We start from the raw sequence: 22,069 nt of genomic DNA, 5'->3' as shown, positions 1-22,069 counted from the left end.
CAGCAAGCGGATGAACAGTTTCGCAATCATTAACGAAGATAGTGTGAAGCGCCCTTGAATCTGAATGGCATGACGGTTTCATCCGAAATCATGCCCGGAAACAACGGGCGCGCACGTTCGTCGCGCTCAGTCCTGTGCGGTGAAGGTGAACATCAGCTCACGCCGGAACACCGACTCGAAACCACGGAACGGGAGCGGCTGGGCGCGCAGCACGGCACGCTCGATCGAGTCGCGCGCGGCCGCATCCATCGAGCAGCCCGACTGTACCTGGGCACTGACCACCTCCCCGCCCGGCAGCTGCCGGATCAGGATGCGACAGCGGGTACCGTTGGGCACGTTGTCCGGCTTGTTCCATTGGGTGACGACGGCCTGCTGGATGGCGGCGGCGTACTTGGCGGTCAGGTCATCGCTGGTGCCGCCCTGCCCCGGCGTCGCCGGCGTCTGGCCGCCGGTGTTGCTGGAGGCCGCCGGCGCGCTGGTAGCGGCGCGTGCACGGGCATCGGCCACCTGGCGCAGGCGCTGTTCGGCCTGCCGGGCCTCGCGCTCGGCCTGCTCGCGCCGGCGCCGCAACTCGGCGATCTTCTGCTGGCGCTCCTGCTCGGCCTGGGTCTCGTTGGCGCGGCGCTGCTCGTCGGCCAGCTTCTTCTGGCGGTCGGCCTCTTCCTGCTGGCGGGCCAGGCGCGCCTTCTGCTCGGCCTCTTCCACGCGCTTGCGCTCGGTCAGGTCGATCTGTTCCTGGCGACGCTTGGCTTCCTGCTCCTGGCGGGCCTTTTCCTCGGAGATGGCCAGCGCGCTGACCCGCTCCTGGTCCACCTTGTCAGGCTGGGCCACGCGCTCCTGCGCATTGTGCTGCTGCGGGCTGAGCGCATCCTGCGGTCGGGGCTCGGGAAGCGGCTGCGGCGGGGTCACGGTGTCTTCCGGCACCGGCTCCGGGGGTACTTCCTCGACCGGCTCGGGCAGGTCGGGCAGCTTTTCCGAGGCGCGCAGCGCCTGCCGGGCGGCGGTAGCCTCGGCGGCGGACAGTTCCAGGCTGGCTTCCACCGCCGGATCCCCGGCGGCAGCCTCGGTGTCGCGCGAGGGCGACCACAGCCAGGCGACGATGAACACCGCCGCCACCAGCAGGTGGACCAGCAGCGCCAACGCGACCGGCCGGCCCCAGTCGTCGCGGTGATCGTGCGGCGGTGGCAGTGTGTCAGCGTGCATCGGTCGCCAGACCCACCTTCTCGATCTTCGCGGCCTTGATCACGTCCATCGCGGCCACGACCTTTTCATAGGCCACGGTCTTGTCGGCGGCCACGATCACGCGCAGGTTCTTGTCCTGCGAGGCCAGCGCGCCGAGCTGTGCCTGCAGCGCGCCGCTGTCCATCGCCTGCGGCTCCTTGGCCTCGGGCAGCTTGAGGCTGAGCTGGCCGTCGGCACGGACCGAGACGATCACCGGGTCCTGCTTGCTTTCCAGTGCCTTGGCGGTGGAACTGGGCAGGTCGACTTCGAAACTGAGCGTCAGCAGCGGCGCGGTCACCATGAAGATGATCAGCAGCACGAGCATCACGTCGATGTACGGCACGACGTTGATCTCGGACTTGAGCTTGCGGCGCTTGCGGCGGGGAATGGCGGCAGTCATGTATGGGTGCTCCTGCGGGTCAGAGTGAAGTGCGGGCGCACTTACTCGTCACCGCCGGCCTGGCGCTGCAGGATCGAGCTGAACTCTTCGGCGAAGGTTTCATAACGCACCGACAGCCGCTCGACGCGGGTGGTGAAGCGGTTGTAGGCCCACACCGCCGGGATCGCCACGAACAGGCCGATGGCGGTGGCGAACAGCGCTTCGGAGATGCCCGGGGCGACCGAGGCGATGCCGGCCTGCTCACCGCTGCTGATCATGTCGTGCATGGTCACCATGATGCCGAACACCGTGCCGACCAGGCCCACGTACGGGGCGGTCGAGCCGATGTTGGCAAGCAGTTCCAGGTTGCGTTCCAGGCCGTCCACTTCGCGGGCGAAGGTGGTGCGCATGGCGCGCTGGGCGCCTTCCAGCTGGGTGCGGCCGTCCAGGCCACGGCGGCCGTGCAGGCGGGTGTACTCGCGGAAGCCGGATTCGAAGATCGATTCCAGGCCGTCCACCTGGCGGTTGCGGTCGGTGGCCGAGGCATACAGCTTGCCCAGATCGGCGCCGGACCAGAAACGGTTCTCGAAATCGTCGGCCGAGCGGTCGGCGGCCTTGAACACGCGCGCCTTGCGGAAAATGATCACCCAGCTGATGAACGAGCCGGCCAGCAGCAGCAACACGATCAGCTTGACCGGGATGCTGGCCTTGATCATCAGGTCCAGGTAATTGATGCCACCGCCATGGCTGGCCTGTGCCACGGTCTGCGCGGCAGCGGCACTTACATCGGCCGGCAACGCCTCGGTCACGGTGGCCTGCAGGGCCAGAAGCAAAGCGATCATCCGATCTTCCTCAGTCTTACTTACGCGTGTTTGGTTTGTAGGGGGTGGAGCGTTGCGTACAGCGTGTCATCAATGGCTTGTGGCTTGAAATCGCGGGCGCCAACCGCTGCCAGGCGGACCTGCGAGGTGACCAGCACCTCCTCGCCCCGCATCACCGACTGTTCCATCAGCAGGCTGGCCCGACGGCATTGCACCAGTTCCACCGTGACGGACAAGGCATCGTCGAGCTTGGCCGGCCTGAGGAAATCCAGCGTCATGGCGCGGACCACGAACACCTGGCCGTCACCGCTGCGCATGGCTTCCTGGCCGTAGCCCAAGGCGCGCATCCATTCGGTGCGTGCCCGTTCCATGAAGGCCACGTAGCGGGCGTGGTACACCACGCCACCGGCGTCGGTATCTTCCCAGTAAATGCGTGTCGGCCAACTGAACCGGGCCTCACTCATCGGATTGCTCCGCGAACAGGTCGGCCGGCGCGGCCTTCGGCTTGAGCCCCATGTGCCGGTACGCCTTGTGCGTGGCCATGCGGCCGCGCGCGGTGCGCACCAGGAAGCCCTGCTGGATCAGGTAGGGCTCGACCACGTCCTCCAGCGTGCCCCGCTCCTCGGACAACGCCGCGGCCAACGACTCGATGCCGACCGGGCCACCGTCGAAGTACTCCACCATGGTGCGCAGCAGGCGCCGGTCGAGCTCGTCGAAGCCTTCCGGGTCGACCTTGAGCATCTGCATCGCGGCCTGTGCCACGGCATGGTCGATGTGGCCGTTGGCCTTGACCTGGGCATAGTCGCGTACGCGTCGCAGCAGGCGGTTGGCGATGCGCGGGGTGCCGCGCGAGCGGCGGGCGATCTCACCGGCGCCTTCGGCGTCGCAGTCGATGCCCAAGATGCCGGCCGAACGCCGCACGATGCGGGTCAGCTCCTCGGCCGAGTAGAACTCCAGCCGTTGCACGATGCCGAAGCGGTCGCGCAGCGGCGCGGTCAGCAGGCCGGCGCGGGTGGTGGCGCCGATCAGGGTGAACGGTGGCAGATCGAGCTTGATCGAGCGGGCCGCGGGGCCTTCGCCGATCATGATGTCGATCTGGAAATCCTCCATCGCCGGGTACAGCACTTCCTCGACCACGGGCGAGAGGCGGTGGATCTCGTCGATGAACAACACGTCGTGCGGCTGCAGGTTGGTCAGCAGCGCGGCCAGGTCGCCGGCCTTCTCGATCACCGGGCCGGAGGTCACCCGCAGGCTCACCCCCAGCTCGTTGGCGATGACATGGCTCAGCGTGGTCTTGCCCAGGCCCGGCGGCCCGAAGATCAGCACGTGGTCCAGCGCCTCGCGGCGTGACTTGGCGGCCTGGATGTAGATGTCCAGCTGCTCGCGCACCGGTGCCTGGCCGAGATAGTCGGCCAGGCTGCGGGGACGGATGCTGGCGTCGGCCGCCTCGTCCTCACGGGTGGCGCCGGCGCCGATGATGCGGTCGTCAGTCATCGGACTATGGTACGTCCTGAAACGCCTGAATAGGAACGAAAAGCTGGCAAAACCGCCGCCCGGCGCCGGCCGCCCGACGGCCGGGCGGCGCTGCCCCGGCGGTCAGATCTCAACCTGCGCCCCCAGCTCCACCAGCCGGTTGCCCGGGATCCGGAAGAAGCCGGTGGCCGGGGCGGCGTTGCGGTGCATGAAGGCGAACAGCTTGTCGCGCCAGATCGGCATGCCGCGGTTGGCGCTGGCCACGATGGTCTCGCGGCTGGCGAAGAAGGTGGTGTCCATCGGGTCGAAGTAGATGCCGCCGTGGTCACACGAGCGCATCAGCGCCAGTGGCACGTCCGGGGTCTCCATGAAGCCGAAGCGGATGTAGATGCGGTGGAAGTCATCGCCGACCGATTCGATCTTCAGGCGCTGGCCTTCCTGTGCGTACGGCACCGGCAGGGTTTCCACGTGCAGGAACACATTGCGCTCGTGCAGCACCTTGTTGTGCTTGAGGTTGTGCATCAGCGCATGCGGCACCACGGCCGGGTCGGCGGTGAGGAAGATCGCCGTGCCCGGCACCCGCACCGGCGGGGCCAGCATCAAGCCCGGCAGGAAGCTGTCCAGGCGGATGCCGTCCTTGCGGATCTCGTCGCGCAGCAGCTCACGGCCACGGCGCCAGGTGCGCATCATGGTGAACAGCACCAGGCCCAGCACCACCGGGAACCACGCGCCCTGCAGCAGCTTGGCGCCGTTGGCGACCACGAAGCACAGGTCGATGATGAAGAACACCACGCACAGGGCGAGGATGCCATGGTGCGCGCGCGGCCACAGCGCGCGCGCGACCAGCGCCAGCAGCAGGGTATCGATCAGCATGGTGGCCGACACCGAGATGCCGTAGGCCACGGCCAGGTTGCTGGAACTCTGGAAGGCCAGCACCAGCCCGAACACCAGCGCCGCCAGGCCCCAGTTGATGCCCGGGATGTAGATCTGGCCGATGGTGTCGTGCGAGGTATGCAGGATGCGCATGCGCGGGATGTAGCCCAGCTGCATGGCCTGGCGCGACACCGAGAACGCACCGGTGATCACCGACTGGCTGGCGATCACCGCCGCCATCGTGGCCAGGATGATCATCGGGTACAGCGCCCACTGCGGCACCGCCTCGAAGAACGGGTTTGCCACCGCGTCCGGGCGCTCCAGCACCAGCGCGCCCTGCCCCAGGTAGTTCAGCACCAGGCACGGCAGCACGAAGAAATACCAGGCATGGCGGATCGGCGGCACGCCGAAATGGCCCATGTCCGCATACAGCGCCTCGCCGCCGGTGACCGCCAGCACCACCGCGCCGAAGATGAAGATGCCGTGCCAGCCGTGCTCCATGAAGAAGCGGGCGGCCCACATCGGATTGAACGCCTTGAGCACCTCCGGCGTGCCGATCACGTTGTAGATGCCGATGGCCGCCAGCGCCAGGAACCAGATGATCATCACCGGCCCGAACACCTTGCCGACCTTCTCCGTGCCGAAACGCTGCGCGGCGAACACCGCCGCCAGCACCACCAGGGTGATCGGCACCACGAAGTGGCCCAGCCCCGGCGCGGCCACCTTCAGGCCCTCCACCGCGCCCAGCACCGAGATGGCCGGGGTGATCACGCCGTCGCCGAAGAACAGCGAGGCGCCGAAGATGCCGAGGATGCCGACCACGTAGGCCGTGCGCGAGCCATTGCGCAGGGTGCGCTGGGCCAGCGCCATCAGCGCCATGATGCCGCCCTCGCCGTCGTTGTCGGCGCGCATGATGATGGTCACGTACTTGAGCGTGACCACCATGTTCAGCGCCCAGAACGCCAGCGACAGCACGCCCAGCACGGTGTCGTGGTCACTGTTGAGCCCGTAGTGCGGCGAGAACGCCTCCTTCAGGGTGTACAGCGGGCTGGTGCCGATGTCGCCGAACACCACGCCGATGGCACCGATGACCAGTGCCAGGCCACCGGCGGCGCCGTGGCCGCCCGTGTGAGCGTGGGATTCAGACGGGGAAGAAGCATGGGACATGGCGTTCTCGATATGGCGTCATGCGGCCGTGGATGAAGGGTTCAGCGCAACGCCGATTGCAGCGCCTTGCGGATCACCGTGGCGACATCGTCGCCCTCGGCTGCCGCATCGCGCGCCATCTTGGCCGCCTCGGCCGGTTTATAGCCCAGTTGCTGCAAAGCCACCGTCGCCTCGGAGACCGGGTCGGCGGCCAGCTGGCCGGCGATGGGCGCACCGCCGCCGGAAAAGTGGGCGGCACGGTCGCGCAGCTCCACCACCATGCGCTCGGCGGTCTTCTTGCCGATGCCGGGGATGCGGGTCAGCGCGGTGATGTCGCCGGCCTGGATCAGCCGCGCGAACTCGTCCACGCTCACCCCGGACAGCACCGCCAGCGCGATCTTGGCGCCGATGCCGGTGACCTTCTGCACGTCGCGGAACAGCCGCCGCTCGCCCTCGCGCAGGAAGCCGTACAGCGATACGCTGTCCTCCTTCTGCGCGTAATGGGTGTACAGCACGACCTCGCGGCCCACCTCGGGCAGGTCGTAGAAGGTGCTCATCGGTGCTTCCAGCTCATAGCCGACGCCGTTGACGTCGATCATCAGCCACGGCGGTGCCTTGTAGGCCAGGATGCCGCGCAGTCGTCCGATCATGGGGCAGCCCTCCGGGCGGGAAAACGGGAAACAGGCAACGGCGCATGATGGACCACGGCGTCGACGGCGATGTGATAACCGGAACAGGAAGCACCGTCACTGCCGGCGCCCCGCTCCCCCTGCCCTGTTTTCAGATTCACTTTCGACTCCAAGCCTTGCGCACGTCCACGCCCAGCCGGTTGGCGGTGGCGCGCACGTGCGCGTGGGTGATGGCCACCGCCAGCGCATCGGCGGCGTCGGCCTGCAATTTGGTGTGCAGATTGAGCATCAGCCCGACCATGTGCTGTACCTGCTGCTTCTCGGCGCCACCGCGGCCGACCACAGCCAGCTTGATCTCGGTGGCGGCGTACTCGCTGACCGGCAGGTCACGCATCACCACCGCGCACAGCGCCGCGCCGCGTGCCTGGCCGAGCTTGAGCGCCGAGTCGGCGTTCTTGGCCATGAACACGCGCTCGATCGCCACTTCCTGTGGCTGGTACTCCTCGATCAGCGCGTGCAGCCCCTGCACCAGCAGCTTGAGCCGCTGCGGGAAGTCGGCCGCGCCCAGCAGCACCAGCGGGCAATGGTGGACATGCCGCGCCTTGCCGCTGGCATCGATGTCGATGATGCCGACGCCGGTACGTTGCGAGCCGGGGTCGATGCCGAGGATGCGGGTCATGGGGATGCCTGTGGAAGAAAGACGGCGCGCAGCATCGCAGGGCGCCGTCTCACCTGCCGGGACGGGATCAGCCTTCCAGGCTGGCCTGGTCCACGTTGGAGTACACGTCCTGCACGTCGTCCAGGTCTTCCAGCATGTCCAGCAGCTTCTTGACCTGCAGCACCGTGTCGCCTTCCACGGCGATGTCGTTCTCGGCGCGGAAGGTAATCTCGGCGTGGTCGGGCACCAGCCCGGCCGCTTCCATCGCTTCCTTCACCGCCTGGAACGATTCCGGCGCGGTGATGACGTCGATGGAGCCGTCGTCCGGGTAGACCACGATGTCGTCGGCACCGGCCTCGATGGCCGATTCGGTGGTCTTTTCCTCGTCGGCGCCCGGCGCATAGGTCAGCACGCCCAGGCGCTTGAACATGAAGGCCACCGAGCCTTCCGTGCCCAGGTTGCCGCCGCACTTGCTGAAGGCATGGCGCACGTCGGCCACGGTGCGCACGCGGTTGTCGGTCAGGCAGTCGACGATGACCGCCACGCCGCCCGGGGCATAGCCTTCGTAGCGGATTTCCTCGTACTCGACGCCTTCCAGCTCACCGGTGGCCTTCTTGATGGCGCGCTCGATCACGTCCTTGGACATGTTGGCGGCCAGGCCCTTGTCCATGGCCACGCGCAGCCGCGGGTTGTTGTTGGGGTCGCCTCCACCGCCGCGAGCGGCAACGCCGATCTCACGGATGATCTTGGTGAAAATCTTGCCGCGCTTCGCGTCAGACGCGTTTTTGCGGGCTTCGATGGAAGGACCTCTACCCATGGGATTTACCGTACATCTGTCAGGAACAGGGGGCGAATTCTACCTGATCCCCTCGCCGCGGCCGTCATCCGGCGTAACGCGCCGCCTCGCTGGGGAAGCGCCCCTGGCGCAGGAAGGCCGCCGTCATGGCCACCACCTCGGCCGAGAGCACCATCCCGGTGTGGCTGACCGGCACCACGCAATGGTCGGTCAGGCCCGGCAGGCGGGTTTCCTCCAGCCCGACGGTCCCGTCCGAGTCGCCGTGCAGGGCGCCCATCAGGGTGCCCAGGCCGTGGGCGACGTTGCCGGCGACCAGGCCCACTTCCGCGCGGCCATGCCATTCCGGCAGGCCATGCAGCAGCAGGCTGCCGCTGCGACCCAACGCCTTGGACCAGCCATGCTCGGCCAGCGCGCGGGCGGTGCCGCTGCCGCACAGCGGCGAGCCCAGGCAGACCACGCGGGGAACGTCGAGATCGGGCGCCTGGCGCAGCGCCTCCAGCGCCACCAACCCGCCCAGGCTGTGCCCGACCAGGTGGATCGGGCCGCTGCCCCGCAGCCGCTCCACCAGCGACGGCACCGCGATGTCGGGGCCGCCGAAGACGCTGGGATAGCCGAACAGGTCAACCCGGAAGCCCTGCTGGCGCAGGCGCAGCGCCAAGGGCATCAGCCAGGAACGGGGGTTCCAGATGCCATGCAGCAACAGCACACGCGGCTGGCGCGAAGAAGAATGCGACATGGAGGCAGTCTGGACGAAGTTCCGGGGAGCGCCAAGCGGTGTCGGTTGCCAGTGAGGGTGGGCGGGGCCTGCTTCTGGCCAATCCCGATGCGTTCAGCCCAACCTGCGGCGCAGGATGAACTCCTTGTCGCGCACCTGGCCCACCGGGAACTCGTAACTGCCCACCGGCACGAACCCCTGCCGGCCGTAGAAGCGCTGCGCGCCAAGGTTCTCCGACCACACGCCGATCCACAGCGCCTGCCCGCCGCGCGCCTGCAGCCATTGCAGTGCTTCGGCGAACAACTGCCCGCCGCGGCCACCGTTCTGGTGCTCGCGCAGCACGTACAGGCGCTTCAACTCTCCGTCGCCGGGCTGCACGTCGGCGTGCGGCAGGCCACAGGGGCCGGCGAAGGCGAAGCCCACCGCTTGCCCGTCCACTTCCAGCAACCAGGCCGCGTAGTCGCCCGATGCCAGCTGCTGGCGCTGCCCGTCCACCGGATAGGCAGTGGCCAGGTAGTCGGCCAGGTCCTGCGGCGGGTACAGGTGGCCGAAGGTCTCCACGAAGGTACGTTCGGCCAGCGCGCACAACAGCGCGGCATCGTCGGGGGTGGCGCGGCGGATGTTCATCAGGTCAGGAGTGGAAAAGATAGGAGGAGGAACCACAGCACGGCGCCCTCATCCGCCCTCCGGGCACCTTCTCCCGCGAACGGGAGAAGGGAGCGGTATTCTCGCGCCTCGTTGATCCGACTCAGTCCTTGGTCTTTGGACGGACCTGGATGTGCACTTCGGCGAGCTGCACGTCGGCGATCGGCGACGGGGCGTCGGTCATCAGGCACTGCGCGCCGGTGGTCTTCGGGAACGGGATCACGTCACGGATGGACTCAGTGCCGGCCATCAGCGCGGCGATGCGGTCGATGCCGAAGGCGATGCCGCCGTGCGGCGGCGCGCCGTAGTTCAGCGCGTCGAGCAGGAAGCCGAACTTGGCGCGGGCCTCTTCGGCACCGATGCCCAGCAGCTCGAACACCGCGCTCTGCATCTCCGGGCGGTGGATACGGATCGAGCCGCCACCGATCTCGTTGCCGTTGAGCACCATGTCGTAACCGCGCGAGACGGCGGTCCGGGCATTGGCGCGCAGGTCGGCCACGTCGTCCACCGCCGGGGCGGTGAAGGGGTGATGCAGGGCGACGTAACGCTGTTCTTCCTCGTCCCACTCGAACATCGGGAAGTCGGTGACCCACAGCGGGCGCCAGCCCTCGGCCACGCGGCCGAAGTCCTTGCCGGCCTTCAGGCGCAGCGCGCCCATGAAGTCGGACACCTTGTTGTAGCCACCGGCGCCGAAGAACACGATGTCACCGTTGCCGGCACCGACGTGCTTGAGCAACGCGGCGAAGGCGTCCTCGGCGAAGAACTTCTGGATCGGCGAGCTGACCTCGCCGTTGTCGGCGATCTTGATGTAGGCTAGGCCCTTGGCGCCGTACTTGGCGGCGTGGGCGGCGTATTCGTCGATCTGCTTGCGGCTGAGCGTGGCACCACCGGGGATGCGCAGCGCGGCCACGCGGCCGTCGGCGTCATTGGCCGCGGCGGTGAACACGGCGAATTCGCTGCCCTTGACCAGCTCGGCCACGTCGACCAGCTCCAGGTCGATGCGCAGGTCCGGCTTGTCCGAGCCGTAGCGGCGCATCGCCTCGGCCCAGGTCATGCGCGGGAACTGGGCGTCGAGCTCGACGTCGACCACTTCCTTGAAGATCGAGCGGATCATGTCCTCGACGAAGTCCTGCACGTCGCGCTCGCGCACGAAGGCGAACTCCATGTCCAGCTGGGTGAACTCCAACTGGCGGTCTGCACGCAGGGCCTCGTCACGGAAGCAGCGGGCGATCTGGTAGTAGCGGTCGAAGCCGGCCACCATCAGGATCTGCTTGAACAGCTGCGGGCTCTGCGGCAGGGCATAGAACTCGCCCGGGTGCATGCGCGCCGGCACCAGGAAGTCGCGGGCGCCTTCCGGGGTGGCCTTGGTCAGGATCGGGGTCTCGATGTCCTGGAAGCCGCGCACGTCCAGGTGGCGGCGCAGCGCCTGCACCAGCTTGATGCGGGTGCGCTGCATGCGCTGCATCTCCGGGCGGCGCAGGTCCAGGTAGCGGTACTTCAGGCGGGTGTCCTCGCCCGGGTTCTCGTGGGCGTGGAACGGCAGCGGCGCGGCCTTGTTGAGGACGGTGATGGCGGTGGCGATCACCTCCACCTTGCCGGTGCGCATCTTGTCGTTGACCGCATGGCGGGCGCGCACCACGCCTTCGACCTGCAGCACGTCCTCGTAGCCCAGCGACGCGGCCACGGCGAACACCTCGGCGTTGTCGATCTCCACCGTCACCTGCACGATGCCCTCGTGATCGCGAAGATCGATGAAGCAGACGCCGCCCTGGTTACGGGCCACGTCGGTCCAGCCGGCGAGGGTCACGGTTTGGCCGATCAGGGTCTCATCGACCAGGCCGCAGAAATGGGTACGCATGGAAAACTCCGCAGGGGGACGCCGGCGCGGAAGCGCGCCGGTCAGCCTCGTATTTTGCGGCCGACGGCAGGCCGGGGCAAATCCGCCATTCAGTCACATGGGCTTAAGCGGGCTTGCCCCTATAGTTCCGCCACCTAAACCTGAACAGGGATGACGCCATGCATCGCCACCTTCTGCTCACCAGCCTGACCGCCCTGATGCCCCTGGCACTGCTCGCCGCGCCGGCCCACGCCCAGTCCTATGGCTACGACGGCGACACCATCCGCTGCGAGAGCAACAGCAACCGCCAACGGACCTGCGTGACCGGCTGGCGCGGCGCCACCGTGGTCCGCCAGCTCTCCGATACGCGCTGCGTCGAGGGCCGCAACTGGGGCATCAACAACGGCACCATCTGGGTCAGCGGCGGTTGCCGCGCCGAATTCGCCGAAAGCCGCGGCAACTGGGGCGGCGGCGGTGGCTGGGGCGGTGGTGGCAACCCCGGCAACAGCGGCACCATCCGCTGCGACAGCAATGACAACCGCCAGCGCGTCTGCAACACCGGCTGGCGCCGCAGCGTGCTGGTCCGCCAGCTGTCCAAGAGCCAGTGCGTGGAAGGCCGCAGCTGGGGCAGCAGCAACGGCAACGTGTGGGTGAGCAATGGCTGCCGGGCCGAGTTCGCCGAGGGCCGTGGCGGCAACTGGGGCGGCGGCAACTGGGAAGGCAACGCCGGCACGATCCGCTGCGAAAGCAACTCCGGCCGCCAGCAGGTCTGCCGCACCGGCTGGCGCAGCGCCACGCTGGTGCGCCAGCTCTCCGATACCCGCTGCATCGAAGGCCGCAACTGGGGCAGCAACAACGGTTCGATCTGGGTCAACGGCGGCTGCCGCGCCGAGTTCGCCGAAGGCCGTGGTGGCGGTTGGGGCGGCGGCGGTGGCGGTGGCTGGGGCGGTGGCAGCAACTACGTCGTCGAATGCGCCAGCGATGGCAACCGCATGCGCTCGTGCGCATGGGAGCGCCGCGCCGGCCGGCCGGTGGTGATCCGGCAGTTGTCCAGCTCGCCCTGCATCGAAGGTCGCAGCTGGGGCTACAACGGCAACAGCCTGTGGGTGAACAACGGCTGCCGGGCCCGCTTCGGCGCCCGCTGAAGCCGCGCCTGCCGCGGACGGAAACATGGAAAGGGCGCCGTCAGGCGCCCTTTTCCGTCGTGTCGCTGCCCCACGGCGGTGGCGGCGGCGTGATCGGGCGACTCAGGTCGAATTCAACCTGGAACAGCCGCCCGTCCGGCCGTGACAGCTCGTACAGGAAGCGGTGGCCGGGCTCGATTTCCATCGCCCAGGTGTTCTGCAGCGATGCGGCCATGCCCTCGGCGCTGAACATCGCCACCGATGCGACATCCACCGGGAACTGCTGGCGCACGGCGGTGCCGGCGGCGACCGTGTCGCCACCATAGTGGGTCACCACATCCGGCGTGCCGTCTTCGTGGCGATGGTCGTGCTTCAGGCGCAGGCCGTCCCGCTGGCGGGTCAGCACCCAGGTCCGCGAGCGGTCCCCGCCGACATGGAACGGCACCCGCAGTTCGCTGGCCGGCGCATCGCAGCCCCGCACGTGCATGACCAGCGCCTTGCCTTCGAACGGATCCGGGGTGGTTGACGCCGGCACGTTGCGGACCACGCGCCCGGCAAAGGCCTGGCCGCAATGCGTGGCCACGGCGGCCATGAAGCGGTCGGCGGGGGCCGCATCGCCCGCCAGGGCAGGCAGGACGGGAAGCGCTGCAACCAGCGGCAGGCAGGAAAGGAGACGACGGGATGGACGGTTCATGCCCCGACCCTAGCTGTTGCCCCCTGCCCCGGCAAGCCGCGGTCAGGGCGCCTGCGCCGGCAAGCCCCACGGCGGCGGCGGCAACGCCACCGGCCGGCGCAGATCGAACTCCACCCGGAACACCCGCCCGTCCGGCCGCGACAACTGGTAGCTGAAGCGTTGCCCCGGCTGTACGTCCACCGTCCAGTGGTTCTCCAGCGACGCCGGCAGGCCGATCCGCCGGAACATCGCGATCGACGGCGCGTCCACCGCGAACGCCTGCCGCCGCGCGCTCCCCGACGGCAACGACAGGCCGCCGAAGTCGCTGACCTCATCCGGGCTGCCATCCGCGCGCCACTGGTAGTGACGCAGCCTTAGGCCCTGTGCGACGCGGGTGAACATCCAGGTCCGGGAATGGTCATCGCCCACGTGCAGGGGCAAGCGCACCGCCTGCCCACCATGCGTGCATTCGGCGACATGCAGCACCGGTGGCTTGCCCTCGAAGGGGTCGGGCACGCTGGACGCCGGCTCGTTGACCGTCACCCGCCCGGCGAAGGCCTGCCCGCAGTGGCTCGCCAACGCCTGCATGAAGGCGTCGGCGGAGCGCGAGTCCTCGACACGGGCCGTGCAGCCGCTCGTCAGCAGCACCACTGCGCCCAGCGCTACGAACAGGGGGTTCCGTTGCATGCCCGCGACCCTAGCCACGCACGCGACACCCGGCAATCGGACTGCGGCGCGATCATGGGGCACACCCGCGCAGGAGGCCAGTTGGACTGGCCGATCCTAGCCGGCCGCGCACCCCGACCCCGCCAGCAGCGACTGGGCACGCCGGCGAAGCGTGCTGGCCGGCAGCAACTCGCGTTCCACCGCCGTCCAGGCGATGCGCGCCTGTTCCTGTGCCGCCCTGCACTGCCCCGCCGCGGCCTGCGCGTCGGCCAGACGGACCCGTTGCTGCGCCGTCTCCACCGAATCGCGGCCGACCTGGCTTTCATACAGCCCCACCAGTTGCTGCAGGGTCTGCGCCGCGGCAGCGGCATCACCGGCCTTGCGTTGCCGCTCGGCCAGCACCGACAGGTAGCGCCGCTCCACGCGGATGTCATTGCCCTGCAGCTGTGCCTTGATCGCCGCCAGCGACTGATCGGCGCCGGCAAGGTCACCTTCGGCCACCAGCAACTGCACCCAGATCGCCTCGGCCAGCAGCCGGCGCGGATGCTCGGCCGCCACCTGCCGCGCCCAGCCCGCGCGTGCATGGGCGATCAATGGCCGCGCCTGCTGCAGCTGCCCTTCCTCGACCAGCAGGCGTGCCAGGTTGGCCTCCACGATCCACACCGGCGGCACGTCATCGCCCACGGTCGCGCGGCGGATGGCCAGGCTGCGCCGGAACAGCGCATCGGCGCTGGCCGCGTCACCGCGCGCCTGCTCCAGCCCTGCCAGATTGTTGAGCGTGATCCCGGCATCCATGGTCTGCGCCACGTCCAGCCGCACGTACTGGTCCAGGCCGTGCCGGTACTCGGCGGCGGCTTCGGCGTAACGCCCCAGGTCCTGCAGCACGGCGGCGCGTTCGTTGTGGATCGAAGCAACGTTGTCGTTGACCTCGCCGAACAGGTGCCGGGCCAGCACCAGTACTTCACCGCTGACGTCCAAGGCCTCCTGGTAACGGCCCTGGGCGGCGATGGCGCGCATCAGCACGTATTGCCCCGACCACCACTCGAAGGTCCGGGTGCCCCACGGGCGGCGCAGCTCGGCCGCATGGCGCAGCATCTTCTCGGCCGGCACGTAGTCGCCCCTCTCGATGTACATCAGCGCCTTGTTCTGGTTCACCGTGGCGATCCGCAGCGGGCTGCTCCCCAGCGCGTGATGCATGGTCAATGCCTGGTCGAACGCCTGCTCGGATTCATCGAAGCGACGCTGTATGTTCAACGCCAGCCCCAGCGAGTTGTAGGCCTGCGCGATGCGCAGCTGGCCGGGACGCGGGGCATCCAGTGCCAGCGACTGGCGGGCGAACTGCTCGGATTCCTTGCCGCGCTGCGCGTTGGCCAGCAACGTGGACAGCTCGTTGAGCGACACGGCGGTGATGTCGCGGCCGCTCGCCCCCGCAGCGGCGAGTACCGGGATGGCATCCCGGTACAACGCTTCGGCGCGCTTGACCTGGCCGATGTTCTGGAAAGCCTGGGCCAGCACCGACTGCAGCCGGGCCTTGATCACCGGCGAGGTCCATTGCTGCTGGTCGATGCGCGCCTGGCTGGCCTCGAGCACCTCGCGCGCGGTGACGTCATTGCTGCCCCGCAGCTCTCCCTTGCGGGGGTTGGCAGCGTCGAACGAGGAGACCAGGAAGTCGCTGACCTCCTGGGCGACACGCGCCTCCTGCTCGGCGCGCGCACGCGCCTGGTCCAGCCGCCAGACGAACCAGGCAACCACCAGCAACACCACCAACAGCATGCCGGCGCCTTTCCAGTAGCGCCGGAACCAGCGCCCGGTGCGATACAACCGCCCGCCATTGCGGGCCTGCACCGGCCGATGCTGCTGGTAGCGGGTGATGTCGGCGGCCATCGCTTCCACCGACGGATAGCGCTGCTCGGGCGACACCGCGCCGGCGCGGACGACGATGGCGTCCAGGTCACCGCGCAGCGCCTTCGGCCACGGGCAATCGGCACCGGCGACCCGGCTGGGGGAGGCCACCGCCTGGCCGGCGTCGAGCGCGCCGCGTCGCCCGCCCTTGCCGGCCAGCAGCTCCAGCAACAGGCAGCCGAGGCTGAACACATCACCGGCCACCCCGACCGACTGCCCGGACTGCAGCTCCGGTGCCGCGTAGGCCGGGGTGAAAAACTGCCCGCGGCCTGCATCCTCCTGTTCCTCCTCCAACAGGCGCGAGACACCGAAGTCCAGCAGCACCGGCTCGCCGTCGGCGCGCACCAGGATGTTGGCGGGCTTGAGGTCGCAATGCAGTACCAGGCGCGCATGCGCGGCCTGCACGGCGCTGCAGATCTTCAGGAACAGGGCCAGGCGCTGCTGCAGGTCCAGCTGCTTCCGGTTGCAGTACACGTCCAGCGGCTCACCGCGCACGTACTCCATCACCAGGTAGGGCTGGCCCGCCGGCGTGCTGCCACCGTCGTACAAGCGCGCGATGTTGGGATGCTGCAGGCTGGCCAGGATGCGCCGCTCCGCTGCCAGCCGCTCGGCCACGCGCGCACCCGGCGCGCCCTGCAGGAACTTGATCGCCACTTCCTGGACGTACAACTCATCGGCGCGCTCGGCGCGGAACACGATGCCCATGCCACCGCTGGCCAGCCGCTCGCGCAGGCGCCAGGGACCGATGCGGTCACCTTCGGCCAACTCCGACGCGATCACCGCACCGAGCAACTGCTCCAGTGGCTCGCGTGCGCTGCGCAACTCGCGCGTCTGCGCGTGCAGCAATTCCAGCGCCTCGGCGATCACTTCCGGATCGCCGCTCAGGCGCGCGAGTTCGGCCCGCCACTGCGACGGTTCCATCTCGCACACCGCATCGAACAACGCCCGCACCTGCTGCCAGCTGTTCCGTTCCATCGCCATCCCCCAGGGCTGCGTCGTCCGGGCGACGAGGCATGCCGGCAGCGATCATAACGGGACGTTCGGCGTGATCAGGCGTCTCTTACGGCGGCCTGTTCGGTTCCGGGCATTGCGTCGGGTTCTCTTACGGCGTCGTCCTGCAACGCGTGATCGGCACCGGGCTCGGACTCGTTCTGCAGCGGATCCACGTCCAGCGGGCGGCGGAACACCAGCGACGGCAGCAGCGTGGTCAGCGCCGCGTACAGCAGCAGTGCACCAAACAATACCGCCGGAATGGCGAAGCGCTCGCGCATGATCGCGGCCAGTACCAGGGTGAAGATCAGCGTCGGCGACAGTGCTAACGCCACCCGCAGGCTGGAACGGAAACTCTCGCCGAACATCAGCCGGCGTTGCAGCCAGACCACGCCGATGCGCAACGGCAGCACCACCAGCGTGATCACCAGCCCCAGCCCCAGCGCCTCGAAGCTCAGCGCTTCGCTCGGCACCTTGGTGCCGGCATTGAAGAAGTAGAACGGCACGAAGAACGAAGCGAACAGGCGCAGCGCATGCAGGTTGTCATGCGAGGCCAACGACGGCATGCGCTGCTGCAGGAGGCGTGCCACCAGCCCTGCGATGAAGGCGCCCACCAAGTAATACACGCCCAGCGAATAGGTGATGTAGGCCGCGAGCATGCCCACCATCACCAGCAGCGAGAACTCCGAGCCGGGTGCATGCGGCGCCACCCAGCGCCCCAGGGCGATGAACAGCAACGGCAGGCCGACCATCATCGCGATCAGGGCCAGGCTGGACAGCCCCATGTGCAGCGGATCCCCGGCCTGCAGCACGACGAACAGCGCCGCCAGCGCCAGCAGTTCACCGGCAATGGCCTTGCTGCTCACCCAGAACCGTTCGGCCTCGTCCAGCCCGAGCTGCGACAGCGAGTCCATGATGAAGCCGGTCGACGGCGTCAGCAGCGCCAGCGCCAGCAGGGCCGCGGCCTGCCACGGGAGGCCGGCGTAATGCCAGGCCAGCCAGGCCACGCCGGTGAGCGTGGCGCTGCGGATCACCAGATGCGCCAACAGCGGCCACATGCCCTTGCGCAGGTCGGCCAGGTCAACCTCCAGGCCGGCGAACAGGAACAGCGAGGAGATGCCCAGCGTGGCCAGCAGGCCGACCACCGGGTCGTGCGCGCTGTTGCCCAGCCACAGCATCGCGGCGATGCCGAACACCAGGCAGCTCAGCGGGGCGGGAATACTGAAACGCTGCAGCGCGCGCGGGATCACCAGCAACGCGAAGATCAGCAGCAGGTAGATGAGTTCCTTGCTCATGGGAGCCTTTTGATTGCGACCGGATGCGCGGGTTGCGCGCACCGGCCACTGCCCCCGCGACGAACCCGTCAGCGCAGGCGGGCGCCAGCAAGCTCCCCCACGCGGCGCAGGATGCCATTGCGGCCGTCATCGTCCAGTGCAGAACCCTGCAGATAGCTGGCCAGGATCCACGGTGAACCGCCCGCGGCCGGCCACAGCACGGCGATGTCGTTGGTGGTGTCCCTGCCGTTGCTGCCGGTCTTGTCACCGACCCGCCAGCCTTCGGGCAGGCCGGCCCGCAGGCGGGCATCGCCGGTTTCGTTGTCGATCAGCCAGTCCGCCAGCTGCTGGCGCGCAGCGGTGCCGAGCGCATCACCGAGCACGAACCGCTGCAGGTTGCCGGCCATCGCCGCCGGGCTGGTGGTGTCACGCGGGTCGTCCGGCGCGAAGCGGTTGGCTTCCGGCTCGTAGCGCGCGGTGACGGTCACCGCATCGCCCTGCGCGCGCAGGAACGCGGTCAGCCCGGCCGGCTCGCCGACCAGCGGCAGCAGCAGGTTGGCCGCCGCGTTGTCGCTGACGATCATCGTGGTCCGGCACAGGTCGCGCACGGTCATGTCCTTGCCGACATGGCGCTCGGTGCCCGGCGAGTTGCTGAGGATGTCCTGCGCGCGCACCGGCACGCGCCGGTCCAGCGACAGCTGCCCTTGGTCGGCGGCATGCAGTACCGCCGCCGACAACAGGAACTTGAAGGTGCTGCACATCGGGAAGCGCTCATCCATGCGGTGACCGATGCGCACGCCGCTGTCCGGATTCCACAGGCATACGCCGAGCCGGCCGCCACTGAGCGCTTCCAGCGCCGCGAAGTCATCGCCCGCCGGCGTCGCGCCGGCGCCCGCCCCAAGGCGCGCCAGCGCAGGCATGGCCACGCTGCTGAGCAGGGCGGCACCTCCGAACTTCAGGAATTGGCGGCGGGCAAGCATGCGAACACTCCTTGGCAATGGGTGGCCGTGAGTATTGGAAACCCGCCCCCTCGCCACCAGCGCGAATAATCAGCGGGAGCCATTAGATAAATTTGTGGAAATCACCCAAAACGGATCGCGGGAAGCGGAATAATGCCCCCGTCCATCATCACGCGTTATGGCTGCCATGATCCGCCCCCAGCTCCCGCTCAATGCCCTGCGTGCCTTCGAGGCGGCGGCCCGGCACCTCAACTTCACCCGTGCGGCGCTGGAACTGTGCGTCAGCCAGGCCGCGTTGAGCCACCAGATCCGGACACTGGAGGACCGCCTGCAGGTCAGCCTGTTCCATCGCCTGCCGCGTGGGGTGGCACTGACCGACGAGGGCGCGGCGCTGTACCCGGTGCTGACCGAGGCCTTCGACCGCATGGCGATCGCACTGGACCGCTTCGTCGGCGGTCGCTTCCGCGAAGTACTGACGGTGGGCGTGGTCGGCACCTTCGCCACCGGCTGGCTGCTGCCGCGGCTGGTCGATTTCGAGGCCGCGCATCCGGACATCGAACTGCGCGTGCAGACCCACAACAACCGCATCGATCTGGCTGGCGAAGGCCTGGATTTCGCGATCCGCTTCGGCGACGGCGACTGGCAGGGCCAGGACTGCACGGCCATCGTCGATGCCCCGTTCGCACCTGCCTGCGCTCCGGCGCTGGCGCGCCGGCTCAAGCGTGCGCGCGACCTGGCCAACGTACCGTTGCTGCGCTCGTACCGCGGCGATGAGTGGCCGCGCTGGTTGCAGGCGGCCGGTGTCAGTGGCGTGGAAGCCTGCGGGCCGATGTTCGACTCTTCGCTGACGCTGGCCAGCGCAGCCGCGGCGGGGACCGGCGTGGCCTTGCTGCCGCTGCGCATGTTCGAGCAGGAACTGGCCGAGGGGCGATTGGTGCAACCGTTCGCGCAGACATTGGCGCTCGGGCGTTACTGGTTGACGCGACTGCGCTCACGCGAGGAGCGTGAGGCGATGAAGCGGTTCCGGTTGTGGTTGGTGGGGCAGGAAGGGGGTTAGGCCGATGGCTGGCCTTGGGCGGCGTGGCGGGAGCAAAGGCAGGAAGCGGGGAACGGGAGCAGACGCTACCCCTCCCCAGCCCTCCCCTTGGCTGCGCCAAAGGGAGGGGGCGGTTCATGCGATCTGGCAGCGCGCCGCCAAGCCTGCTCTTGCCCCCTCCCTTTGGCGCAGCCAAGGGGAGGGTTGGGGAGGGGTCGGCTTTGGCTGTTGCAGTTGCCGGGAATGCCTTTATTCCAGCACTCTGGGCGTCGCGGCCCAGCCCGCATCTGCCGTGTCAGTCGCCCAGCAGTTCCATCCAGGCGGCCTCGGCTTGTTCGAGCTGCTGCGCCAACACCTCGCGTTCGCCGCCGAGCTTGCCCATCTTCGCCGCGTCGGCGTAGTTGGCCGGGTCGGCGAGCTGGCGGTCGATGTCAGCCAACGATGCGCCCAGCTGCTCTACCTTCTTCTCGGCCGCTTCCAGCTTGTGCGGGTTGACCGGCTTCTTCGCCGTCGCCGGCTTGGCCGGGGCTACCTGCTGCACCGGGGCCGGGGCGGGTGCCCTCTCGACGCGGTCGGACTTGTTGCGTGAGCCCTGCGCGCTGGCACGGGTACGCAGCCATGCGGCGTACTCGTCCAGGTCACCGGCGAACGGCTCGACCACGCCGTCGGCCACGCGCCAGAAGGTGTCGCAGACCAGGCCGATCAGGTGGCGGTCGTGCGAGACCATCACGATCGCGCCTTCGAAGATGCTCAGCGCTTCGGCCAGCGCCTCGCGCATTTCCAGGTCCAGGTGGTTGGTCGGCTCGTCGAGCAGCAGCACGTTGGGCTGCTGCCAGGCGATCAGCGCCAGCGCCAGGCGTGCACGTTCACCGCCGGAGAACCCGTCCACCGGCTCGAAGGCGCGGTCACCCGGGAAATTCCACTTGCCCAGGAAGTCGCGGAAGTTCTGGTTCACGCCGTCCGGGTCGATATCGCGGAAGTGGTCCATCGGCGTGGCCCCTTCGCGCAGCGACTCGACCGTGTGCTGGGCGAAGTAGCCGATCTTCATGTCCGGGTGCGCGCTGCGCTCGCCGGCCAGCGGCGACAGGTCGCCCACCAGGGTCTTCACCAGCGTGGTCTTGCCGGCGCCGTTCGGCCCGAGCAGGCCCACGCGCTGGCCGGCCTCCAGGCCGAAGCCCACGTCCTTCAGGATCACCGCATCGTCGCCATAGCCGGCGTTGACGTGGTTCAGGCGGATCAGCGAGAACGGCAGCTTGGCCGGCTCGGAGAACTCGATGCGGAACTCGCGCTCGGCGCGCACCGCCTCGGTGCCGGCCATCTTGGCCAGGCGCTTCATGCGGCTCTGCGCCTGGGTGGCCTTGCTGGCCTGCGCCTTGAAGCGGTCGATGAAGCTCTGCAGGTGGGCGCGCTCGGCCTGTTCCTTCTCGTGCGCGATCTGCTGCTGGCGCAGGTGCTCGGCGCGCTGGCGCTCGAAGTCGGTGTAACCGCCCACGTACAGCTTGGCGCTGCCGCCATGCAGGTGCAGGGTGTGGGTGGCCACGTTGTCCAGGAACTCGCGGTCATGCGAGATCAGCAGCAGCGTGCCCGGGTACTTGAGCAGCCACTGCTCCAGCCAGTACACCGCGTCCAGATCCAGGTGGTTGGTGGGTTCGTCAAGCAGCAGCAGGTCGCTGGGCATCATCAGCGCGCGGGCCAGGTTCAGGCGTGCGCGCCAGCCACCGGAGAACGCCGCCACCGGACGGTTGTGGGTCTCGGCCGGGAAGCCCAGGCCGTGCAGCAGCTTGCCGGCGCGTGCCTCCGCGTCATAGGCGCCCAGCTCGGCCATCTTCTGGTGGGCATTGGCCACCGCTTCCCAGTCCTCGCGCTCGGCGGCGGCCGCTTCCTCGGCCAGCACCGCGGCCACCACGTCATCACCACCCAGCACGAAGTCGATGGCCCGGTCGGGCAGCGCCGGGGTTTCCTGCGCCACGTCGGCGATGCGGATCTTGCCCGGCAGCGACACGTCGCCCTTGTCGGCTTCCAGCTCGCCGCGCACGGCGGCAAACAGGCTGGATTTGCCGGCACCGTTGCGGCCCACCACACCGACGCGGTAGCCGGCATGCAGGGTGAGGTCGACGTTGGACAACAGCAGGCGCTCGCCCCGGCGGAGGGCGAAATTACGAAGGGCAATCATGAGGGGGTCCGTTATAACGAAAAGGAATGTAGACGTAAGGAACATTCCTGCGACGCGATTCTAGCGTTAACGAATACTT

20 protein-coding genes are annotated in these 22,069 nt (G+C 68.6%); 2 read left to right on the top strand and 18 right to left on the bottom strand.

Features of this window, described 5'->3' with window-relative positions:
• Positions 1 to 126 precede the first annotated feature (126 nt).
• The 12 genes from tolA to aspS all read right to left on the bottom strand — a co-directional run bounded on the left by tolA (position 127) and on the right by aspS (position 11,214).
• Positions 127 to 1,203 carry a cell envelope integrity protein TolA gene (tolA, locus tag VA603_RS14255; RefSeq protein WP_323439247.1) on the bottom strand — a complete coding sequence of 359 codons (1,077 nt, stop codon included), beginning with the start codon at positions 1,201 to 1,203 and terminating at the stop codon, positions 127 to 129.
• Positions 1,193 to 1,621, bottom strand: a complete 429-nt coding sequence (gene tolR / locus VA603_RS14250) for a protein TolR (protein ID WP_132865331.1) — start codon at positions 1,619 to 1,621, stop codon at positions 1,193 to 1,195. The genes tolA and tolR overlap by 11 nt, the downstream gene beginning before the upstream one ends.
• Positions 1,622 to 1,662: 41 nt before the next feature.
• Positions 1,663 to 2,442 (bottom strand): protein TolQ, encoded by a 780-nt coding sequence (gene tolQ / locus VA603_RS14245; protein WP_192287424.1) that lies wholly within the window; start codon positions 2,440 to 2,442, stop codon positions 1,663 to 1,665.
• A 20-nt stretch (positions 2,443 to 2,462) separates the two neighbouring features.
• Positions 2,463 to 2,885, bottom strand: a complete 423-nt coding sequence (gene ybgC / locus VA603_RS14240; protein ID WP_323439246.1) for a tol-pal system-associated acyl-CoA thioesterase — start codon at positions 2,883 to 2,885, stop codon at positions 2,463 to 2,465.
• Entirely contained in the window at positions 2,878 to 3,915 is a 1,038-nt protein-coding gene (gene ruvB / locus VA603_RS14235; protein WP_132865334.1) for a Holliday junction branch migration DNA helicase RuvB, read from the bottom strand. Before ruvB ends, ybgC begins: the two co-directional genes overlap by 8 nt.
• Positions 3,916 to 4,017: 102 nt before the next feature.
• A complete protein-coding gene (locus VA603_RS14230) occupies positions 4,018 to 5,934 on the bottom strand; it encodes a potassium transporter Kup (protein WP_132865335.1) in 1,917 nt (638 codons plus the stop codon).
• A 41-nt stretch (positions 5,935 to 5,975) separates the two neighbouring features.
• A complete protein-coding gene (ruvA, locus tag VA603_RS14225; protein WP_323439245.1) occupies positions 5,976 to 6,563 on the bottom strand; it encodes a Holliday junction branch migration protein RuvA in 588 nt (195 codons plus the stop codon).
• 136 nt (positions 6,564 to 6,699) lie between these two features.
• Positions 6,700 to 7,221, bottom strand: a complete 522-nt coding sequence (gene ruvC / locus VA603_RS14220) for a crossover junction endodeoxyribonuclease RuvC (RefSeq protein ID WP_132865337.1) — start codon at positions 7,219 to 7,221, stop codon at positions 6,700 to 6,702.
• A gap of 67 nt (positions 7,222 to 7,288) precedes the next feature.
• Positions 7,289 to 8,017: a YebC/PmpR family DNA-binding transcriptional regulator gene (locus tag VA603_RS14215; protein ID WP_132865338.1), complete on the bottom strand. Its 729-nt coding sequence runs from the start codon at positions 8,015 to 8,017 to the stop codon at positions 7,289 to 7,291.
• 64 nt (positions 8,018 to 8,081) lie between these two features.
• Positions 8,082 to 8,732, bottom strand: a complete 651-nt coding sequence (locus VA603_RS14210; protein WP_192287428.1) for an alpha/beta fold hydrolase — start codon at positions 8,730 to 8,732, stop codon at positions 8,082 to 8,084.
• A 93-nt stretch (positions 8,733 to 8,825) separates the two neighbouring features.
• The gene (locus VA603_RS14205; protein WP_323439636.1) at positions 8,826 to 9,341 is read right to left on the bottom strand and encodes a GNAT family N-acetyltransferase; all 516 of its coding nucleotides are present in this window, start codon (positions 9,339 to 9,341) and stop codon (positions 8,826 to 8,828) included.
• A gap of 118 nt (positions 9,342 to 9,459) precedes the next feature.
• Positions 9,460 to 11,214, bottom strand: coding sequence for an aspartate--tRNA ligase (gene aspS, locus VA603_RS14200; protein WP_323439244.1), 1,755 nt, complete (start codon positions 11,212 to 11,214; stop codon positions 9,460 to 9,462).
• 158 nt (positions 11,215 to 11,372) lie between these two features.
• On the opposite strand from aspS, the gene VA603_RS14195 reads away from it, so the two are divergent.
• Positions 11,373 to 12,338 carry a DUF3011 domain-containing protein gene (locus tag VA603_RS14195; RefSeq protein ID WP_323439243.1) on the top strand — a complete coding sequence of 322 codons (966 nt, stop codon included), beginning with the start codon at positions 11,373 to 11,375 and terminating at the stop codon, positions 12,336 to 12,338.
• A 40-nt stretch (positions 12,339 to 12,378) separates the two neighbouring features.
• Here the strand turns inward: VA603_RS14195 and VA603_RS14190 are convergent, their stop codons facing one another.
• The 5 genes from VA603_RS14190 to blaCESS all read right to left on the bottom strand — a co-directional run bounded on the left by VA603_RS14190 (position 12,379) and on the right by blaCESS (position 18,802).
• Positions 12,379 to 13,011: a hypothetical protein gene (locus tag VA603_RS14190; RefSeq protein WP_323439242.1), complete on the bottom strand. Its 633-nt coding sequence runs from the start codon at positions 13,009 to 13,011 to the stop codon at positions 12,379 to 12,381.
• A gap of 42 nt (positions 13,012 to 13,053) precedes the next feature.
• Entirely contained in the window at positions 13,054 to 13,677 is a 624-nt protein-coding gene (locus VA603_RS14185; RefSeq protein WP_323439241.1) for a hypothetical protein, read from the bottom strand.
• 96 nt (positions 13,678 to 13,773) lie between these two features.
• Positions 13,774 to 16,533, bottom strand: coding sequence for a protein kinase domain-containing protein (locus VA603_RS14180; RefSeq protein WP_323439240.1), 2,760 nt, complete (start codon positions 16,531 to 16,533; stop codon positions 13,774 to 13,776).
• A 74-nt stretch (positions 16,534 to 16,607) separates the two neighbouring features.
• Positions 16,608 to 17,843, bottom strand: a complete 1,236-nt coding sequence (locus VA603_RS14175; protein WP_132865346.1) for a cation:proton antiporter — start codon at positions 17,841 to 17,843, stop codon at positions 16,608 to 16,610.
• A gap of 68 nt (positions 17,844 to 17,911) precedes the next feature.
• Complete coding sequence (gene blaCESS / locus VA603_RS14170; protein WP_323439239.1) at positions 17,912 to 18,802, bottom strand: CESS family extended-spectrum class A beta-lactamase; 891 nt, start codon at positions 18,800 to 18,802, stop codon at positions 17,912 to 17,914.
• Between the two features lie 166 nt (positions 18,803 to 18,968).
• Between blaCESS and VA603_RS14165 the strand changes: the two genes are divergently transcribed.
• Positions 18,969 to 19,838 carry a LysR family transcriptional regulator gene (locus VA603_RS14165; protein WP_323439238.1) on the top strand — a complete coding sequence of 290 codons (870 nt, stop codon included), beginning with the start codon at positions 18,969 to 18,971 and terminating at the stop codon, positions 19,836 to 19,838.
• Between the two features lie 274 nt (positions 19,839 to 20,112).
• On the opposite strand, the gene VA603_RS14160 is transcribed toward VA603_RS14165, so the two are convergent.
• Complete coding sequence (locus tag VA603_RS14160) at positions 20,113 to 21,990, bottom strand: ABC-F family ATP-binding cassette domain-containing protein (RefSeq protein WP_323439237.1); 1,878 nt, start codon at positions 21,988 to 21,990, stop codon at positions 20,113 to 20,115.
• Positions 21,991 to 22,069: the final 79 nt, after the last annotated feature.

Source organism: Stenotrophomonas capsici (assembly GCF_034961085.1).
GTDB lineage: Bacteria > Pseudomonadota > Gammaproteobacteria > Xanthomonadales > Xanthomonadaceae > Stenotrophomonas > Stenotrophomonas capsici.
The sequence above is the reverse complement of the archived record's forward strand: the minus strand, read 5'-3'. Positions and strand labels throughout refer to the sequence as shown.

What these genes read in the sequence shown, in the direction of transcription:
- VA603_RS14195 (WP_323439243.1), top strand. Translation starts at nt 11,373, where the DNA reads ATGCATCGCCACCTTCTGCTCACCAGCCTGACCGCCCTGATGCCCCTG.
- blaCESS (WP_323439239.1), bottom strand. Translation starts at nt 18,802, where the DNA reads ATGCTTGCCCGCCGCCAATTCCTGAAGTTCGGAGGTGCCGCCCTGCTC.
- tolQ (WP_192287424.1), bottom strand. Translation starts at nt 2,442, where the DNA reads ATGATCGCTTTGCTTCTGGCCCTGCAGGCCACCGTGACCGAGGCGTTG.
- VA603_RS14160 (WP_323439237.1), bottom strand. Translation starts at nt 21,990, where the DNA reads ATGATTGCCCTTCGTAATTTCGCCCTCCGCCGGGGCGAGCGCCTGCTG.
- tolA (WP_323439247.1), bottom strand. Translation starts at nt 1,203, where the DNA reads ATGCACGCTGACACACTGCCACCGCCGCACGATCACCGCGACGACTGG.
- VA603_RS14230 (WP_132865335.1), bottom strand. Translation starts at nt 5,934, where the DNA reads ATGTCCCATGCTTCTTCCCCGTCTGAATCCCACGCTCACACGGGCGGC.
- VA603_RS14180 (WP_323439240.1), bottom strand. Translation starts at nt 16,533, where the DNA reads ATGGAACGGAACAGCTGGCAGCAGGTGCGGGCGTTGTTCGATGCGGTG.
- VA603_RS14185 (WP_323439241.1), bottom strand. Translation starts at nt 13,677, where the DNA reads ATGCAACGGAACCCCCTGTTCGTAGCGCTGGGCGCAGTGGTGCTGCTG.
- aspS (WP_323439244.1), bottom strand. Translation starts at nt 11,214, where the DNA reads ATGCGTACCCATTTCTGCGGCCTGGTCGATGAGACCCTGATCGGCCAA.
- ruvC (WP_132865337.1), bottom strand. Translation starts at nt 7,221, where the DNA reads ATGACCCGCATCCTCGGCATCGACCCCGGCTCGCAACGTACCGGCGTC.
- VA603_RS14190 (WP_323439242.1), bottom strand. Translation starts at nt 13,011, where the DNA reads ATGAACCGTCCATCCCGTCGTCTCCTTTCCTGCCTGCCGCTGGTTGCA.
- VA603_RS14210 (WP_192287428.1), bottom strand. Translation starts at nt 8,732, where the DNA reads ATGTCGCATTCTTCTTCGCGCCAGCCGCGTGTGCTGTTGCTGCATGGC.
- VA603_RS14165 (WP_323439238.1), top strand. Translation starts at nt 18,969, where the DNA reads ATGATCCGCCCCCAGCTCCCGCTCAATGCCCTGCGTGCCTTCGAGGCG.
- ruvA (WP_323439245.1), bottom strand. Translation starts at nt 6,563, where the DNA reads ATGATCGGACGACTGCGCGGCATCCTGGCCTACAAGGCACCGCCGTGG.
- VA603_RS14215 (WP_132865338.1), bottom strand. Translation starts at nt 8,017, where the DNA reads ATGGGTAGAGGTCCTTCCATCGAAGCCCGCAAAAACGCGTCTGACGCG.
- ybgC (WP_323439246.1), bottom strand. Translation starts at nt 2,885, where the DNA reads ATGAGTGAGGCCCGGTTCAGTTGGCCGACACGCATTTACTGGGAAGAT.
- VA603_RS14175 (WP_132865346.1), bottom strand. Translation starts at nt 17,843, where the DNA reads ATGAGCAAGGAACTCATCTACCTGCTGCTGATCTTCGCGTTGCTGGTG.
- ruvB (WP_132865334.1), bottom strand. Translation starts at nt 3,915, where the DNA reads ATGACTGACGACCGCATCATCGGCGCCGGCGCCACCCGTGAGGACGAG.
- tolR (WP_132865331.1), bottom strand. Translation starts at nt 1,621, where the DNA reads ATGACTGCCGCCATTCCCCGCCGCAAGCGCCGCAAGCTCAAGTCCGAG.